The sequence below is a fragment of the Providencia huaxiensis genome, from assembly GCF_002843235.3.
GTDB classification, from domain to species: Bacteria; Pseudomonadota; Gammaproteobacteria; order Enterobacterales; family Enterobacteriaceae; genus Providencia; species Providencia huaxiensis.
Map to the genome: position 1 here is coordinate 371,087 of NZ_CP031123.2, position 16,428 is coordinate 387,514.

15 protein-coding genes are annotated in these 16,428 nt (G+C 41.3%); 10 read left to right on the forward strand and 5 right to left on the reverse strand.

The features are described 5' to 3' along the window. The first annotated feature begins 139 nt into the window (after positions 1-139). Complete coding sequence (locus tag CYG50_RS23405; RefSeq protein ID WP_238706821.1) at positions 140-946, forward strand: prepilin peptidase; 807 nt, start codon at positions 140-142, stop codon at positions 944-946. Between the two features lie 37 nt (positions 947-983). Here CYG50_RS23405 and CYG50_RS03110 read toward each other — a convergent pair whose 3' ends face one another. Further along, positions 984-1,628 (reverse strand): DsbA family protein, encoded by a 645-nt coding sequence (locus CYG50_RS03110; protein ID WP_102139762.1) that lies wholly within the window; start codon positions 1,626-1,628, stop codon positions 984-986. Between the two features lie 175 nt (positions 1,629-1,803). Continuing rightward, positions 1,804-2,676: an MBL fold metallo-hydrolase gene (locus tag CYG50_RS03115; RefSeq protein ID WP_102139761.1), complete on the reverse strand. Its 873-nt coding sequence runs from the start codon at positions 2,674-2,676 to the stop codon at positions 1,804-1,806. Between the two features lie 130 nt (positions 2,677-2,806). On the opposite strand from CYG50_RS03115, the gene CYG50_RS03120 reads away from it, so the two are divergent. After that, on the forward strand, positions 2,807-3,727 hold the full coding sequence (locus CYG50_RS03120) for a LysR family transcriptional regulator (RefSeq protein ID WP_102139760.1): 921 nt from the start codon (positions 2,807-2,809) through the stop codon (positions 3,725-3,727). Here CYG50_RS03120 and CYG50_RS03125 read toward each other — a convergent pair. Next, entirely contained in the window at positions 3,701-4,636 is a 936-nt protein-coding gene (locus tag CYG50_RS03125) for a LysR family transcriptional regulator (RefSeq protein WP_102139759.1), read from the reverse strand. The genes CYG50_RS03120 and CYG50_RS03125 overlap by 27 nt on opposite strands. 126 nt (positions 4,637-4,762) lie before the next feature. On the opposite strand from CYG50_RS03125, the gene lysA reads away from it, so the two are divergent. Together lysA and CYG50_RS03135 are read left to right on the forward strand one after the other, a co-directional pair. Further along, positions 4,763-6,022, forward strand: a complete 1,260-nt coding sequence (gene lysA / locus CYG50_RS03130; RefSeq protein WP_102139758.1) for a diaminopimelate decarboxylase — start codon at positions 4,763-4,765, stop codon at positions 6,020-6,022. Positions 6,023-6,181: 159 nt separating this feature from the next. Next, a complete protein-coding gene (locus CYG50_RS03135; protein ID WP_232368234.1) occupies positions 6,182-7,045 on the forward strand; it encodes a hypothetical protein in 864 nt (287 codons plus the stop codon). A gap of 55 nt (positions 7,046-7,100) precedes the next feature. Here the strand turns inward: CYG50_RS03135 and fadE are convergent, their stop codons facing one another. Then, complete coding sequence (fadE, locus tag CYG50_RS03140; RefSeq protein ID WP_102139757.1) at positions 7,101-9,566, reverse strand: acyl-CoA dehydrogenase FadE; 2,466 nt, start codon at positions 9,564-9,566, stop codon at positions 7,101-7,103. A gap of 366 nt (positions 9,567-9,932) precedes the next feature. Between fadE and lpcA the strand changes: the two genes are divergently transcribed. Both lpcA and CYG50_RS03150 read left to right on the forward strand, forming a co-directional pair. Beyond that, positions 9,933-10,511 (forward strand): D-sedoheptulose 7-phosphate isomerase, encoded by a 579-nt coding sequence (lpcA, locus tag CYG50_RS03145; protein WP_102139756.1) that lies wholly within the window; start codon positions 9,933-9,935, stop codon positions 10,509-10,511. Positions 10,512-10,539: 28 nt separating this feature from the next. Further along, complete coding sequence (locus tag CYG50_RS03150; RefSeq protein ID WP_102139755.1) at positions 10,540-11,307, forward strand: class II glutamine amidotransferase; 768 nt, start codon at positions 10,540-10,542, stop codon at positions 11,305-11,307. Here CYG50_RS03150 and CYG50_RS03155 read toward each other — a convergent pair. Continuing rightward, the gene (locus tag CYG50_RS03155; RefSeq protein ID WP_102139754.1) at positions 11,278-12,015 is read right to left on the reverse strand and encodes a L,D-transpeptidase family protein; all 738 of its coding nucleotides are present in this window, start codon (positions 12,013-12,015) and stop codon (positions 11,278-11,280) included. The genes CYG50_RS03150 and CYG50_RS03155 overlap by 30 nt on opposite strands. A gap of 416 nt (positions 12,016-12,431) precedes the next feature. On the opposite strand from CYG50_RS03155, the gene CYG50_RS03160 reads away from it, so the two are divergent. Genes CYG50_RS03160 through CYG50_RS03175 form a run of 4 tightly spaced genes read left to right on the forward strand, consistent with a single transcriptional unit; the run spans position 12,432 to position 16,427 of the window. Beyond that, positions 12,432-13,775, forward strand: coding sequence for a Na(+)-translocating NADH-quinone reductase subunit A (locus CYG50_RS03160; protein WP_102139753.1), 1,344 nt, complete (start codon positions 12,432-12,434; stop codon positions 13,773-13,775). Positions 13,776-13,779: 4 nt separating this feature from the next. After that, positions 13,780-15,018 carry an NADH:ubiquinone reductase (Na(+)-transporting) subunit B gene (locus CYG50_RS03165; protein WP_102139752.1) on the forward strand — a complete coding sequence of 413 codons (1,239 nt, stop codon included), beginning with the start codon at positions 13,780-13,782 and terminating at the stop codon, positions 15,016-15,018. Continuing rightward, complete coding sequence (locus CYG50_RS03170) at positions 15,011-15,805, forward strand: Na(+)-translocating NADH-quinone reductase subunit C (RefSeq protein ID WP_102139751.1); 795 nt, start codon at positions 15,011-15,013, stop codon at positions 15,803-15,805. Before CYG50_RS03165 ends, CYG50_RS03170 begins: the two co-directional genes overlap by 8 nt. After that, complete coding sequence (locus CYG50_RS03175; RefSeq protein ID WP_102139750.1) at positions 15,798-16,427, forward strand: NADH:ubiquinone reductase (Na(+)-transporting) subunit D; 630 nt, start codon at positions 15,798-15,800, stop codon at positions 16,425-16,427. The genes CYG50_RS03170 and CYG50_RS03175 overlap by 8 nt, the downstream gene beginning before the upstream one ends. Position 16,428: the final 1 nt, after the last annotated feature.

The window sequence follows — 16,428 nt, forward strand, 5'->3', positions numbered from 1 at the left end:
TCTTAAACCGCAATGAAAGTGAGCTAGGTGATAATGATATTCGAATAAACCGATTATACCCTACGGAATTAAAGTGTTTGGAGTAGAGAAAATTCACAGTATATTTATTTTTATCTCCATAAAGGAATAAGGAGTTAATATGAAGGAGTTAATCTGTATTTTAATGTCATCGGTCATATCTATTATTTCGCCGTCGGATCAACTTACATTATCGTGTCAAAATGAAACTAACATTTATTTGATTGATTTTACTGTTATTTTTATTTATTTTTCTATGCTGTTAATATCGGTTTTCTCAACTAAAAAACTGCTAATCTATTTGCCTGTTATCTGTTTCGGTGAATCGAAAATTATTATAAAAAATACTATTCTTCTTCTAATATATAGCGCATTAATTTTTATAATATATTGCTCATCTAACAGTTTTCGTATGGTTTTATTTTTAGTGTTATATATTAATTTAATAATTCCATTATTTATTATTGATAATAAAATAGGTTATCTCCCTGATATCCTTACATACCCATTATTATGGTTGGGGCTGTTATATCAAATCCATTTGCCTAATGGGAATGTTGTTTCCGCTATTTATGCGGTGTTGCTCGGTTACTTAGTGATGCTAATGGTGGTGACATTGGTTGAGAAAAAAACGCATCAACCGCAAATGGGAAGAGGGGATTTTAAACTCGTTGCTGCTTGTTCGGCCTGGCTTGGGCTTTGGCAGTTACCTTACTTTTTGGGAGCCGCCGCAGGCGTGGGGTTATTACAATACTGGGTAACCTATGGGGTATTGCCTAAAATATATCCCAAAAAGCAGCAAACAAGTCTAGCTTATTTGGAGAGATCACCTCGGGCGAAAATAGCTAAGAAAACGAAGAAAATCCCATTTGGACCCGCGTTAATTATTAGTGCTAGCGTATGGTTGTATCTATCAATAATTGAATAAAATGACAACCATACACGCATACAGAAAAGGGAGTTTATTAAGATGCGGCAGTGACTAAAGAATCTAAAAACTGCTGCCATTTACTCGGTTCACCAAGGTAATTTTGTAATGGAACACGTAACCATTTATCTTGCTGTTGTATCAACAGAGTTGGAAAACCAGAAGCCCCTGACTGCGCTAACAGAGCCTTACTGCTTCCGATGTGGGCTGGGGTTTCATGTTGTTCACATTCGCTGTAGTGGGACAGATACTGAGGTACATCAAGGCCAATATCTTTTGCAAGGTAGAGAAGCACGTCAACATCTTTAATATGGCGCCCTGAAATATAGTGCGCTTTTTGGATGGCTTTAAGCATTTCAAAGCCTTTGCCTTGCTTGGTTGCCGCTAATATAGCGGTTTGCGGTGGTGTTGAGTCCATAACCAAATTAGGTTCGTGTAGCATTTTTATATAGTCATCGCCAAACACTTGTCCTGTCATTGATGCAATGCGCTTATCTGATTGCAGAATATATTGGCGAAAATTATCATCTAAATGTAGACGAGCGTCACCTGCTAGCATGCCACCACCATGCATTTCAATGTTGATACTTGGGTGTTGCTTGGCAATTTCGACTAAAGGTGCTGCAGCGTAGCACCAGCCGCAATAAGGGTCATAAATATAGTGTAGGGTGATGTTGCTCATAATCGTTCTCTTTATTTGCTATTTTTAAGTAATTTGAATTAAGTTGTATCATTACCATCAAAAGATTAATACCACTATCATCTAGTTAAATCAGCCAAATTGTTTTAGGTAAGTCATTTAGTGTGTAGATACGAGACATACCACGCAACTGGCTGAAATAGTGAATATTACTTAATTACTGAGGCCATTTCATTTCGCCTTTAATGACTTTTGCACTAAGTTCTAAGCTTGATTTATCATCTAATTGTGGGTACTTCGCTGCAATTTTTTGGATGAGCTCATCTGAGTTTTTACTTGTTTTATATGCACTTTCAAAGTCCTGTAAATATTTTTGAGTGAAAGAAACCGTCGTTACATCTAGTTTAGACGCCCCCGTAAAGTGGCCGGGAACAACGGTTGCTGGGTTCAGAGCTTTGATGTCTTCTAATGTTTGTAGCCAATTTTTACGCGACTCTTCTGTTTGTGTATCAGCAACCCAAACATGAATATTGTCAGAAACAATGACCCCACCCACAACGGCTTTTAATGATGGAACCCAGACATAGGTTCTATCTGGCGAAGCGCCATCAAGGCCTTTAATTTCAAGTCGTTCGCCATCAACCGTAAAGCTATCTCCTTTAATCACTTCAGGGACGATAACATGAGTAGGGGCTTCATCTTTTAATACACCGCCCCAGTAAGCAAGTTTGCCATCTTTAGTGGCTTTAATGGCTTCAACTGTGTTTGCTGTTGCTACCACCTTTGCCTCAGGGAAGGCGTTTGTTAGGGTATCGAGCCCAAAATAGTAATCTGGATCTGAATGGCTAATATAAATCGTGGTTAATTTCTTATTGAGTTTTTTGATTTTATCAACCAATTGTTGTGCATCATTTTTTTGAAATTGCGCATCAATCAGTACCACTTCACTTGAGCCGCTAATAATTTCAGAGGAAACAGGGAACACGCTGTTATTTCCGGGGTTATAAACATCCAATGCCAGTTTTTCAGCTTGTGCTAGATTCATAGTTGTGGCGAATAATGTGGTTGCTGCTAATAAGGTCAATTTCATGTTGTATCCTAAAATGAAGTTATACAGAAAAGTTTGTTTTGCATGTCGTGTATACTAAATTGCAATGATAAGATGAAAAACCCCATAATTAGGTGTTGTTTGTTGCATAATTCGGTCAAATGAGAGTGGCATGGATAGATTAAAAGCGGCAGAAGTATTTATTACTATTGTTGAACAGGGCAGCCTAAGTGGCGCAGCTGAAAAACTGGATATGTCGAGAGCGATGGTGACACGCTATTTGTCGGAAATGGAACAGTGGGCGGGAGTGCGTTTACTAAATCGCACCACGCGGAAATTAAGTTTAACTTCCGCAGGGGAAGGTGTATATCAACAATCTTTGCAACTTAATGCTATTTCCCAAATGGTGCCTGTGCAACAAGAGCATGATGCAAAAGCATTATCCGGTTTAGTGCGCATTAGTTGCTCACAATCTATTGCCCAAAGTGCGCTCTCTGTGGCTATTGCTGAGTTTATGACACTCTACCCGAATATGGCTATTGATATGCAAATATCGAATAAATCGGTTAATTTAATAGAGGAGCGAATTGATTTAGCAATTCGCATCACCAATCAGCTGGAACCGAGTTTAATCGCTAAACCCTTGTCAACTTGCCATTCTGTCATTTGTGCTTCACCTGATTTTTTAAAAGGGAAAAAACATCCCGAAAAACCCGAAGATTTAGTTTTACTCGATTGCTTAACCTATAATTTTTTTGGTCGTAGCTTGTGGGTATTTGAAAAAGCAGGCATGCAGCATAGTGTGTTAGTTGATGGGCGCTTAAGTGCTAACGAATCCGTATTTCTCGCTGAAGCAACATTGCAAGGCGCGGGTATCTCTATGCAACCTTATTATTCAGTCGCTAATCATTTGGCTTCGGGGGAGTTAGTTCAGTTATTACCTGAATATACGCCAATGCCACTAGGTATTTACGCTGTGTATACTAGCCGGCAAAAAATGCCAACCGCCCTGAGAGTGGTGATTGATTATCTCGCTAACTGGTTTGAAACTTCACCTCACTGGCAGTTATTGATGCAACAGCGCGGAAGTTAGCTGGGTTTTTATTTGATTAAAGTTATCCTCTAAATGTTGAGTAAAAATATTGGTCAATTGTGATGAGGGGCGGTGAATAGGCCTTATCAAGCTAACAGTAAAAGGAATCGAAAAACTGAGTGGACGCAGCGCTAACTTGCCAGCGGATTGTTGGTGAAAATCTAATGCGGTTAAAGGGTTAACAATAGAAATTCCAATTCCTTTTAGTGCCATAGCGCAAATAGATGAAGCCGAATGTGTTTCCATGACCATTTTTCGTTCGACGTGGTGTTCCGCAAAGGTTGAGTCAATCAACTGACGGTAGCTGTCAGTTAATGACAGGCTAATAAAACGTTGGTCTTGGAAATCGTTGGGGGTTAATACGTCTTTTTGGGTTAAAGGGTGGCTTGTGGGTAAAACACACACTTCATTTAAACTTCCCAGTGTTTGTTGTTCAGTTCCCGGTGGCATTTGCAGATGTTCAGTAAGGCCAAAATCGTAACGTTGAGCCGACAACCATTCTTCAAGAACCGGGGATTCTTGCGGGATCACTGTGATGCTGACCTCTGGGTAGTTTTCCATAAATGACTGGCAAACATGGGGTAATAAAGATTGGGCGAAAGCCGGTAGACAGGTTATCGATATTTGTGCATGTTCGAAGCGGCGGATGGTTTCTGCTGAATTTTTAATACGTTCCAAGCCATAATAAGAGCGTTCAACCTCTTCAAGAAACCGTAATCCTTGTGCTGTAGGTTGTAACCGCCCTTTGACTCTATCGAATAACTTAAACTGCAAAAGGTATTCTAAGCGTGCAAGTTCACGGCTAATAGTGGGTTGTGAAGTGTTCAGCAGCGCGGCGGCTTCCGTCAGGTTGGGGGTAGTCATTACCGCACGGAATATTTCGATGTGCCGCCATGAAATGGCTTGCATAGAAAGTCCTTAAATAAAGTCTATATCAAATATGAATAGACTTTAGCAAAATAGATATTTTTTTTCCCGTATTATTCTTTGAATAATAGCTTTTAATATAATAAAAACTTGCAAACGAGAAAGACAATGACTTCATTCGCAACGACAACAAGCCAATATTTAACTCCTGAGTATTTACGTGTATTACCTGAGCAGTATGGTAGCCCTGTTTGGGTTTATGATAGCGCGGTGATCATTGAGCGTATCAAGCAATTACAAGTTTTTGATACCGTCCGCTTTGCACAAAAAGCGTGCTCGAATATTCATATCCTGCGCTTAATGAAACAGCAAGGCGTTAAAGTCGATTCCGTTTCATTGGGGGAGATTGAACGTGCGCTGGTGGCAGGGTTCCAGCCTGGGCGTGAAAACTCAGAAATCGTATTTACTGCAGATGTGCTCGATAGAGCGACATTAGCGAAAGTCACTGAGCTAGATATCCCTGTAAATGCAGGCTCGATTGATATGCTTGAACAAATTGGCGAACAAAAAGCAGGTCATCCGGTTTGGTTACGCATCAATCCGGGTTTTGGCCACGGCCATAGCCAAAAAACCAATACTGGTGGCGAAAATAGTAAGCACGGTATTTGGCACGAAGACTTACCTTTAGCGTTAGAGAAAATTCGCCTTTACAATTTGTCGTTGGTTGGCATTCATATGCATATTGGTTCTGGGGTTGATTACCAGCACCTTGCTGATGTGTGTGATTCGATGGTGGCGCTAGTCACCACCGCAGGGGTTGATCTTCATGCAATATCAGCGGGTGGTGGGTTATCCACACCGTATCGTGAAGGTGATGAAGTAATCGATGTGCAACATTATTACAGCCTATGGGACAACGCTCGCCAACGTATCGAACAACACTTAGGGCACAAAATTGAACTTGAAATAGAGCCTGGCCGTTATTTGGTTGCGGAATCAGGCGTATTGTTAGCCGAAGTGCGAGCCGTTAAAGATATGGGGAGCCGCCACTATGTGTTAGTGGACAGCGGTTTTAATGATCTCATGCGCCCAGCAATGTATGGCAGCTATCACCATATTTCGCTGTTACCTACAGATGGACGTAACGTGGATGGATCTCAACTAAAAGACACTATTGTCGCTGGCCCTCTGTGTGAATCAGGAGATGTATTTACCCAGTTAGAGGGCGGTTTAGTGGTGACTCGCGCTTTACCCGAGGTAAAAGTTGGCGATTTCCTCGTTTTTCATGATACGGGGGCTTATGGTGCATCCATGTCTTCAAACTACAATAGCCGCCCATTATTACCCGAAGTGATGTTTGTTGATGGTAAACCACAATTGATTCGCCGTCGCCAAACGATAGAAGAGCTATTGGCTTTGGAGTTGTAAGCCTTCCTTTCATTATAGATAAATAGATAACGGCATCTTACTCATAGGCTATTATTGTAAGATGCGGTTATTCTGATTCACCACATCTATATTTCCATGTATTTTACCTACCTTATGTAAATTCTACGCAATACAATAAAAATCAGAAGGTAAAAATCGGTGCAAAAAGCGATGAGGGTTCTTCGTAAACTGTATAAGTATGAAAATAGCCAGTATGACGTTGAGCGTGAGGTTTCTGTTTATAGTCAAAGTACACTTTCAGATAAAGAACAATTGGAGCTAACTCGAATTAATTGGCAAGTGAATCACATTGAGTCTTTCAATGACCATGCTGATATTATGTGCAAGTTCAACAGCTTAAAAAAAGAGGAAAAACTCAGCCAAGAGCGCTGTTTTGATGCTTTCATTGCAGGTGTTGGGGGAAGTTATTTACGAGGACGTTCAGTACTAGGTGCTTTCCATAAACTCCAAAATATACAGATTCATGACTATATAGAAAAAACACAATTAGCCTGTTGTTGGGTATGCAGTGACTACAACCGAAAAATCTATATTAATGATAGTTATTTTCAGTACTGCTTATATTACGGAAATTCTTATACAGGTAATACCTCTTATGCTTATTTAAATTTAAAACATTTACTTAATGTTGAGCCAGTACAGCCACTTGGGGACGATAAAATTAAATTTAACCAGTTATTGGATTTATTCCGTTCTGCTAAGGATGATGAAACCCCCGGTCATTTTGAAAAGCGTTTGGCAGAAGCCAAAATAATCCCGGGTAATAAATACACACATAGAGGGGTTTTACAATCTTTAGCATTAATCGGTGTGATACCAAATCAGTTTATCCCTTTATCATTAGCATCGATGGTTAATTTTGGTGACCTTGTGAGTGCTGAGTCCCAGTTAAACAATACTAAAGGTCGCTCTGATATGGAGATGCCATGGGCTGGCTGGAAAGGACACTTAGGTATTGATGAAGACAAAGTGGTTGAATATTTCAATGATTATTTACTTTAAATATGAATGTCAAAGGGAACTCTTGAGTTCCCTTTGATTTACAAGTAAAAATCAATCAAGCCGCTTTCTTTTTCTTACTAGCTTCTTCATTTGACGGCTCATTTGGCGACTTTTTTGCAGGAAGTACACCCAAATCATCAAATTCAAACTCATCGACGTTGATCGTCCGTAACCGACTTGCTTCTGCTCTACGCAAGATATCGGCTTCCTCTTGCGTAATCACATTTTCAGGAAGTAATTGGTCAGCAAGCTTATCTAAGCGAGTAAAGCTGAGTTTACGCTCTTTTAAACGGCAAATACGCTCGAAAATTGGTTCAGCAGCGATGATATCCAGTAATGCTTGGTTAACTAAGCCATGAGGGTTGTTTTCCGTAGGTGTTAAATACTGACCACGGCCCAATCTGTCGCGCGTTTCTGATGGCTCCATCAGGATTTGAGCCAACTTATGGTCTAATCGGTCTGATGGTGTTGACATCGCACGGCCAGTAGGGAATAGCGTGATGCGCATGACCCCTGCAACCAACTTGTTAGGGAAGTTTTTCAGAAGGTCATCCATCGCTTTTTCTGATTGATATAAACAATCTTCAACTGCCCATTTCACTAGTGGTAAGTCAGCTTTTTGGCGGCCTTCATCTTCATAGCGTTTTAAAGTTGCAGATGCGAGATATAAGTTACTTAAAATATCCCCTAAACGTGCTGAGATACGTTCGCGACGTTTTAAACTGCCACCTAACACGCCCATGGCAACATCGGATAGCAATGCTAAGTTGGCACTTTGGCGGTTTAGCATTTGATAGTAACGACGAGTTTCATCTTTGGTCGGAGCATGACTTCCACGGCCATTGGTCAAACCAAGCCAGAAGCTACGGAATTGATTACTAATTACATGACCAATATGGCCAAATACGGCTTTGTCGAATTTATGTAAGTTGTTATCCTGCGCAGCGGCCATTTCTTCTAATACAAAAGGATGGCAACGGATAGCCCCTTGGCCAAAGATAATCATACTGCGGGTGAGGATATTTGCCCCTTCAACCGTAATGGCGATCGGTGCGCCTTGATAGGCTCTAGCAACAAAGTTTGAATCCCCAAGGCAAATGCCTTTACCGCCAGTAATATCCATGGCATCAATAATGGCGCGCTGGCCCCGGTGCGTACAATGGTATTTAACAATAGCAGATAGAACAGCAGGTTTTTCACCTAACATAATCCCAGAGGTAATGAGAGTTGCCGCCGCATCCATAAGATAAGTATTACCAGCAATGCGTGCTAATGGCTCTTCAATCCCTTCCATTTTCCCAATGGGTAACTTGAATTGGCGACGAATATAAGAGTAAGCCCCTGTTGCGATGGCAATACTCTTCAAACTACCCGTTGAGTTCGATGGCAATGTTATGCCACGGCCCACAGAAAGGCACTCAACCAACATTCTCCAGCCTTGGCCTGCCATTTTTGGACCACCGATAATGTAATCGATAGGTACAAAAATATCTTGTCCGCGGGTAGGGCCATTCATAAATGGAATATTTAGTGGGAAGTGGCGATGACCAATTTCAACTCCTGGGGTGTTGGTTGGAATTAATGCACAGGTGATACCAAGATTTTTCTCACCGCCTAATAACTTATCAGGGTCTGAAAGTTTGAATGCGAGGCCTAATACAGTGGCAATCGGCGCTAAAGTAATATAGCGTTTGTTCCATGTTAAACGCATTCCTAATACTTGCTCGCCTTGCCATTCACCCATACAAACAACACCTGAGTCTGGGATAGCACCGGCATCGGAACCTGCTTCAGGGCTGGTTAGTGCAAAGCATGGAATTTCTTCACCCGTAGCTAAGCCAGGTAAATAACGTTGTTTTTGTTCGTCAGTACCATAATGTTGCAGTAATTCGCCCGGGCCTAATGAGTTTGGCACACCTACCGTGATAGCAAGAATACCAGACACGCCAGCGAGCTTCTGTAGAACCTGTGACTGTGCATATGCGGAGAACTCAAGGCCACCATATTCTTTTTTGATGATCATAGCGAAGAAACGGTGATCACGTAGGTATTGCCATACTTCAGGTGTTAAGTCCGCAAGTTCATGGCTAACTTCGAAGTCGTTGACCATGCCACAAACCGTTTCAACAGGCCCATCAATAAACGCTTGTTCTTCTGCCGTTAATTGAGGTTTCGGGTAGTTGTGCAGCTTGTTCCAATCAGGAGCTCCACGGAAAAGGTCACCCTCCCACCACGTTGTTCCTGCATCAATCGCCTCTTTTTCTGTACGCGACATCGGTGGCATGACTTTTTGGAACATTTTCATCGCACGAGCGGAAAATAGAGATTGGCGTACTGGGCTGAATACAAAAGGAAATAGTACCAAGGCGACTGGTAGTAACATCCAGTAGCTCCAAAGGTTCATTGCGCCCATCACCGCGGTATAGGCTAATAACAATATCGAGCTAAAAATTAAAGAGGTTTTGTGATAACAAAGTACGCCGATTAAGGCGAGAAATAACACAATGCTGAGAAGGATCATAGTTAAGCTCCCGTCTACTTGTAAGAGGTCTGACCTGTCTGTTGCTTTAATCTATACCCATTAATAAAGAATTAGCAATGTATTTACATCTTAATTACAACTTAGCTCACAAAAACGTCATGTAAAGGAAGTTATCGCAGTAATTTGTCTTATTGGTTATGAGTTTCGATGAATTTTGTCGATAGGGCCAAGACAGCACAATCAAAAGTAGAAACAAAATTATCCCTGTGCAACAATCTGACTATTAAAGATTAATTACTGATATCTATCTGAGTTTTGCCATGGAGCGCCATTTTTCTTTTAGGATAATTTGGATATGAATTAATCGTACTCTCTATAACGTATTCTTAATTAAGAGGAAATCTCATGTATCAAGACTTAATCCGTGGTGAGCTGACAGAAGCGGCCGAGACGTTATCGAATTTTCTTAGCGATGATGCCAATATTGCTGCTATCCAACAGGCCGCTGTACTGCTCGCTGACTCTTTTAAAGCGGGTGGCAAAGTATTATCTTGTGGTAATGGGGGGTCTCACTGTGATGCAATGCATTTTGCTGAAGAATTAACAGGACGTTACCGTGAAAACCGCCCAGGTTATCCTGCAATTGCAATTTCAGATGTGAGTCATATATCTTGCGTGAGTAATGACTTTGGATATGAATACGTTTTTTCACGTTTCATCGAAGCTGTTGGTATGAAAGGGGATGTTTTACTCGGAATTTCTACCTCTGGTAATTCAGGGAACATTATTAAAGCGATTGCGGCAGCACGTGAAAAAGGCATGAAAGTCATCACGCTAACAGGCAAAGATGGCGGGAAAATGGCTGGCACCGCGGATATCGAAATTCGAGTCCCACACTTTGGGTATGCCGACCGTATCCAAGAAATTCATATTAAAGTTATTCATATCTTAATTCAGTTAATCGAAAAAGAGATGGTGAAATAACAGTTATTACTGTTTCAGGAGTTTTTAAATGTGCGAGTTACTTGGCATGAGTGCCAATGTTCCAACCGATATTTCGTTTAGCTTAAGTGGGTTGATTTCCCGAGGTGGGCAAACTGGCCCACATAAAGATGGCTGGGGAATTACCTTTTATGAGGGGCTCGGGTGTCGCACATTTAAAGATCCTCAACCTAGTTTTTTGTCACCTGTCGCCCGCTTTGTGCAGGAATACCCGATTAAGTCAGAAAGTATTGTTGCTCATATTCGCCAAGCAAACCGAGGGGATGTGTCGTTAGTAAACACTCACCCCTTTACTCGCGAGCTATGGGGGCGTAATTGGACTTATGCGCATAATGGGCAGTTAAAGGGATATCGTACACTGAAAACTGGGCGCTATTGGCCGATAGGTGAAACCGATAGCGAATGGGCATTTTGCTGGATACTTCATCAACTCAGTGAAAAGTACCCACGCAGGCCATCGAATTGGAAAAGTGTGTTCCGTTTTATTGCGACCTTAGCTGACCAATTACGTCATAAAGGCGTGTTTAATATGTTGCTGTCTGATGGGCAATATATGATGGCCTTTAGTTCAACGAATTTGCATTGGCTAACGCGCAAGGCACCATTTGGTAAAGCTAAATTACTCGACCAAGATATTGAAATCGATTTTGAGCAGTGCACGACACCCACTGATGTTGTTTCTGTCATCGCAACGCAACCATTAACGGGTAACGAAAATTGGCAGCGAATTGACCCCGGTAATTTCGTCTTATTCTATCTTGGTGAGCGCATATTGTGATTTAGACCCTAACAATTTTGTTGGGGTTTCAGGTTGGTCAATAACTGCATATTTACCTAACGCGACGGACACCTCAGCGGGTCTTCCTGTACGGTTGAAATACTCGTAAGCAGGTTGGAGTTGTTTCCAAAAGGCATAGTGGCTGGAATTGCGGTAGCGCAGCATATTTTCATTTGTCATTCTAAATGGGTAAATGCTGACATTAATGACGGGCTGTCCGCTAAGTAAGGCTGTCTCTACCCTTTGGTAAATTTCACCCATATATTCATCCGTCATGGCATAACACCCAACTGAAACACAACTGCCATGGATCATAAGGTAGCTACCGTTATAGCCTTGTGCCTTATCAAACTCATTAGGGAAACCGATATTGATAGATCGGTAATACCGACTGTTAGGATTGAGCTGTTCTGTTGTAATTTGATAAAATCCTTCTGGGCTTTTTAGGTCACCTTCAATCTTTTTGGGACCTAGCCCGCCAGAGAATTTACAAATTGGGTAAGTTTTCGACAGTTTATATTTTCCTGATGGCGTTTTTTGATAGAGTTCTAATAAACCTTCTTGCTTAAATATTTGAATAAAAATAGATGAATTTGGGTTATCAGATACGTTATTATTAAGTAGAAATGAATAGTTACTCGCCTGAATAGCAGGGGAATATATGAGTATAAATAAAAAAATTGCACTAAAAAATTTACTTAATTTCATATCTAAGCCATATCACGAAAATGTTATTGAACAAAAAGAGTACATATTTTATGCATTTTAGACGAGTAAATCGAAAATTAATATAGTTTGTTAATAGTTTTTAAATGAACCTTTATTGCTTAAAAATTAAACATTGGTCGATAAATATGAGCTTAAGCATCGATAATAACGAATTGTTAACAGAAAAATTTAAATATTAATGCAATTTGCTTGAACTATGTCACTTCTATAGCCGGACATAGAGAGTGGGAACTGATAAAATTATGGTTGGCAGAAGATAAAATTTAGTAACAATTATGTGAGAATACCTGCTTAAGTGATAACTATTACTTGAGCTATTTTTTATTTAATGAGTCGCTATCATTCATTGCTGAATCGTTAGCTTAGGGTTTAACTGATAAACTTGTGCAGATCTTATGATTAAAATTAAAAAAGGCCTCAACCTTCCTATCGCAGGTGAGCCAGCCCAAGTGATAGAAGACGGCCCGAAAATTCAACACGTAGCTGTGCTAGGTGAAGAATATGTCGGAATGCGTCCTTCGATGCTGGTTAAAGAAGGTGAGCGTGTAGTTAAAGGACAGGTTCTTTTTGAAGATAAAAAGAACCCAGGGGTTTTGTTTACAAGCCCAGCCTGCGGTCAAATTATTGCTATTAATCGTGGTGAGCGTCGTGTGCTTCAATCTGTTGTCATCGAAATTGATGGTGACGAACAAGAAACTTTTGCAGCTTATACTCGTGATGAGCTATCAACGTTAACTCAACAGCAAGTTGAAGATAATTTGATAAAATCGGGTATGTGGACATCTTTAAGAACGCGTCCATTTAGCCGTTCACCACAGCCTGGTTCTTCACCTATCGCTATTTTTGTCACTGCAATGGACACTAACCCACTTGCAGCGGATCCTGTTTTAGTTATTCAAGAGCAAGAACAAGCATTTAACGATGGGCTTTTGGTTTTAAGTCGCTTAACGGAAGGTAAAATCCATGTGTGTCATGGAGAGGGAGACTTACCGAAGAATGCGGCTCATAACCAAATTTCTTATACCCAATTTACAGGGCCGCATCCTGCTGGTTTAGCGGGAACTCATATCCATTTCTTGGAACCGGTCAGTATTAAGAAAAAAGTTTGGAGCCTTAATTACCAAGATGTAATCGCTATTGGTAAGCTATTTGTTACGGGTCACCTTTACACAGACCGCGTGATTTCATTAGCAGGGCCACAAGTTGAAAAGCCTCGTCTTCTGCGTACTCGCCTAGGTGCTGATTTATATGAACTAACACAAGGTCAGCTTAAAGCAGGTGAAAACCGTATTATTTCGGGTTCAGTCCTTTGGGGCGTGACATGCGATGATACCCATCACTATCTTGGTCGTTTTCATAATCAAGTCTCAGTGTTAGCCGAGGGTCGCGATAAAGAATTATTTGGTTGGATTATGCCAGGTATTAATAAATTTACGATTACTCGTACCACAATCGGGCACTTCCTGAAAAATAAACGCTTTAATTTTACAACGACAATGAACGGTGGCGAACGTTCGATGGTACCAATTGGTAACTACGAGCGAGTCATGCCTCTCGACATCATGGTCACTCATTTATTGCGCGATCTCCTTGCTGGAGACACTGACACATCACAAGAATTGGGCTGTTTAGAGTTGGACGAAGAAGATTTAGGTTTATGTACCTATGTTTGCCCAGCGAAATATGAATATGGTCCGGTGCTACGTGATGTTCTGACCAAGATTGAGCTAGAAGGGTGATTCCATGGGTCTGAAAAATTTATTTGAAAAGTATGAGCACCATTTTGAGCCCGGTGGAAAGCTAGAAAAATACTATGCGTTATTTGAAGCAGTTTCGACTGTTTTTTACACGCCGGGTACGGTAACAAAAGGGCGTTCTCATGTCAGGGATACCATCGACCTGAAACGTATGATGATATTGGTATGGCTAGCGGTTTTCCCAGCGATGTTCTGGGGAATGTATAACGTTGGTAACCAAGCTATCCCAGCTTTGCACCAATTATATAGCGGAGCTGAGTTACAGCAAGTTCTCGCAAGTGATTGGCATTATGGCTTAGCACAGTTTTTAGGCGCATCACTTTCGATGGATGCAGGGTGGGGAAGTAAAATGCTGCTGGGTGCAGTGTATTTCCTGCCTATTTATGCAGTCGTTTTCTTAGTCGGTGGTTTCTGGGAAGTGTTATTCGCCATGATCCGCGGCCATGAAATAAACGAAGGCTTCTTTATTACCTCGATTCTATTTGCCTTGATTGTGCCGCCAACTATTCCTTTGTGGCAGGCTGCATTAGGTATTACTTTCGGGGTTGTTGTCGCGAAAGAAATTTTTGGCGGTACTGGGCGTAATTTCTTAAACCCGGCATTAGCGGGTCGTGCTTTCTTATTCTTTGCTTACCCTGCTCAAATATCAGGTGACTTAGTTTGGACAGCTGCAGATGGCTTCTCTGGTGCAACACCATTATCACAATGGGCAACAGGTGGTGAGCATGCGCTAATGAACACGGTGACTCATGAACCGATTACTTGGATGCAAGCTTTTTTAGGTAACATGCCAGGTTCAATTGGTGAAGTGTCAACACTGATGCTGTTTATTGGTGGTGCTCTTATCATGTTCTTCCGCATCGCATCATGGCGTATTGTTGCTGGTGTGATGGTCGGCATGATTGCAATGTCTTACCTATTCAATGCTATTGGCTCTGATACCAACCCATTATTTGCCATGCCATGGTGGTGGCACATGGTACTCGGCGGCTTCGCATTTGGTATGATTTTTATGGCGACAGACCCAGTATCAGCGTCATTCACAGACAAAGGTAAATGGGCGTACGGTATTCTGATCGGCGTAATGTGTGTCCTTATCAGGGTTGTTAACCCAGCTTATCCCGAAGGGATGATGCTGGCTATCCTATTCGCCAACCTGTTTGCTCCTCTGTTTGACTATCTGGTCGTTCAAGCAAATATTAAGCGGAGAAAAGCTCGTGGCTAATGAAAAACCAATTAATAACGATAGCGTCGGCAGAACATTTCTAGTCGTTTTTATTCTTTGCCTAGTGTGCTCAATTGTCGTCGCAGGGGCTGCCGTTGGTTTAAAACCACAGCAGCAAGAGCAGATTCAGTTAGATACTCAACGTAATATTTTAAGTGTGGCAGGTTTGCTACAACCTAAAATGACCGCTGAGGAAATTCAAAGTGTATATAAGGAACGTATCGAGCCTAAGCTTTTGAATTTTAAAACTAATGAATTGTCTGATAGCACTAGCCGTTATGACTTAAATAACGAGCTACGTAGTGAAGAAACGAGTATTGCATTATCTCCAGCAGAGGATATTGCAAAAATCCGCCGTCGTGCCAATAGCGCCGAAATCTATTTGGTTAAAGATGAAACAGGGAAAGTATCACAAATTATTTTACCTGTTTACGGCTCTGGCTTGTGGTCTGTGATGTATGCCTTTATTGCGGTTGATGTAGATGGTGTCACCTCTCGTGGTATTACTTACTACGCACATGGTGAAACCCCAGGTCTGGGTGGTGAGGTTGATAATCCTCAGTGGAAAGCGCAATGGCCTGGTAAAAAACTGTTCAATGAACAGGGGGTTCCGGCAATTAAAATCGTGCGCGGTGGTGCTACAGATAACCCATTCGGTATCGACGGCCTTTCAGGTGCGACTCTAACATCAAACGGGATCCAACATATGTTTGATTTCTGGTTAGGGGATAACGGTTTTGGTCCGTTCCTGAAAAAAGTACGTGAAGGAGCGCTGAATAATGGCTGATTCAAAAGAAGTAAAACGCGTCCTACTTGGGCCGCTATTTGATAACAACCCGATTGCCTTACAGGTATTAGGGGTTTGTTCTGCACTTGCAGTGACAACGAAGTTAGAAACCGCACTCGTTATGACGATTGCTGTAACCTTAGTGACGGCATTTTCTAACTTCTTTATTTCACTTATCAGGAACTATATTCCGAGCAGTGTACGTATTATCGTTCAAATGGCGATCATTGCATCTTTAGTTATTGTGGTTGACCAAATTTTACGTGCATATGCCTATGAAATATCAAAACAACTTTCTGTATTTGTTGGCTTGATTATTACTAACTGTATCGTAATGGGGCGTGCTGAAGCTTATGCAATGAAAGCGCCACCAATTGAAAGCTTCATGGACGGTATTGGTAATGGTCTAGGTTATGGTGTGATCCTTATTTTAGTCGGCTTTTTCCGTGAGTTATTTGGTTCCGGCAAATTGTTTGGCATCACAGTTTTTGAATCACTACAAACCGGTGGTTGGTACATGCCAAATGGCTTGTTCCTCCTCGCGCCAAGTGCATTCTTTATCATTGGTATGCTGATTTGGGGATTACGTACTCTAAAACCAGCTCAGATAGAGAAGGACTAAT

What these genes read in the sequence shown, in the direction of transcription:
- CYG50_RS03150 (WP_102139755.1), top strand. Translation starts at nt 10,540, where the DNA reads ATGTGCGAGTTACTTGGCATGAGTGCCAATGTTCCAACCGATATTTCG.
- CYG50_RS03175 (WP_102139750.1), top strand. Translation starts at nt 15,798, where the DNA reads ATGGCTGATTCAAAAGAAGTAAAACGCGTCCTACTTGGGCCGCTATTT.
- CYG50_RS03160 (WP_102139753.1), top strand. Translation starts at nt 12,432, where the DNA reads ATGATTAAAATTAAAAAAGGCCTCAACCTTCCTATCGCAGGTGAGCCA.
- CYG50_RS03110 (WP_102139762.1), bottom strand. Translation starts at nt 1,628, where the DNA reads ATGAGCAACATCACCCTACACTATATTTATGACCCTTATTGCGGCTGG.
- CYG50_RS03125 (WP_102139759.1), bottom strand. Translation starts at nt 4,636, where the DNA reads ATGCAAGCCATTTCATGGCGGCACATCGAAATATTCCGTGCGGTAATG.
- fadE (WP_102139757.1), bottom strand. Translation starts at nt 9,566, where the DNA reads ATGATCCTTCTCAGCATTGTGTTATTTCTCGCCTTAATCGGCGTACTT.
- CYG50_RS03165 (WP_102139752.1), top strand. Translation starts at nt 13,780, where the DNA reads ATGGGTCTGAAAAATTTATTTGAAAAGTATGAGCACCATTTTGAGCCC.
- CYG50_RS03155 (WP_102139754.1), bottom strand. Translation starts at nt 12,015, where the DNA reads ATGAAATTAAGTAAATTTTTTAGTGCAATTTTTTTATTTATACTCATA.
- lysA (WP_102139758.1), top strand. Translation starts at nt 4,763, where the DNA reads ATGACTTCATTCGCAACGACAACAAGCCAATATTTAACTCCTGAGTAT.
- CYG50_RS23405 (WP_238706821.1), top strand. Translation starts at nt 140, where the DNA reads ATGAAGGAGTTAATCTGTATTTTAATGTCATCGGTCATATCTATTATT.
- lpcA (WP_102139756.1), top strand. Translation starts at nt 9,933, where the DNA reads ATGTATCAAGACTTAATCCGTGGTGAGCTGACAGAAGCGGCCGAGACG.
- CYG50_RS03120 (WP_102139760.1), top strand. Translation starts at nt 2,807, where the DNA reads ATGGATAGATTAAAAGCGGCAGAAGTATTTATTACTATTGTTGAACAG.
- CYG50_RS03115 (WP_102139761.1), bottom strand. Translation starts at nt 2,676, where the DNA reads ATGAAATTGACCTTATTAGCAGCAACCACATTATTCGCCACAACTATG.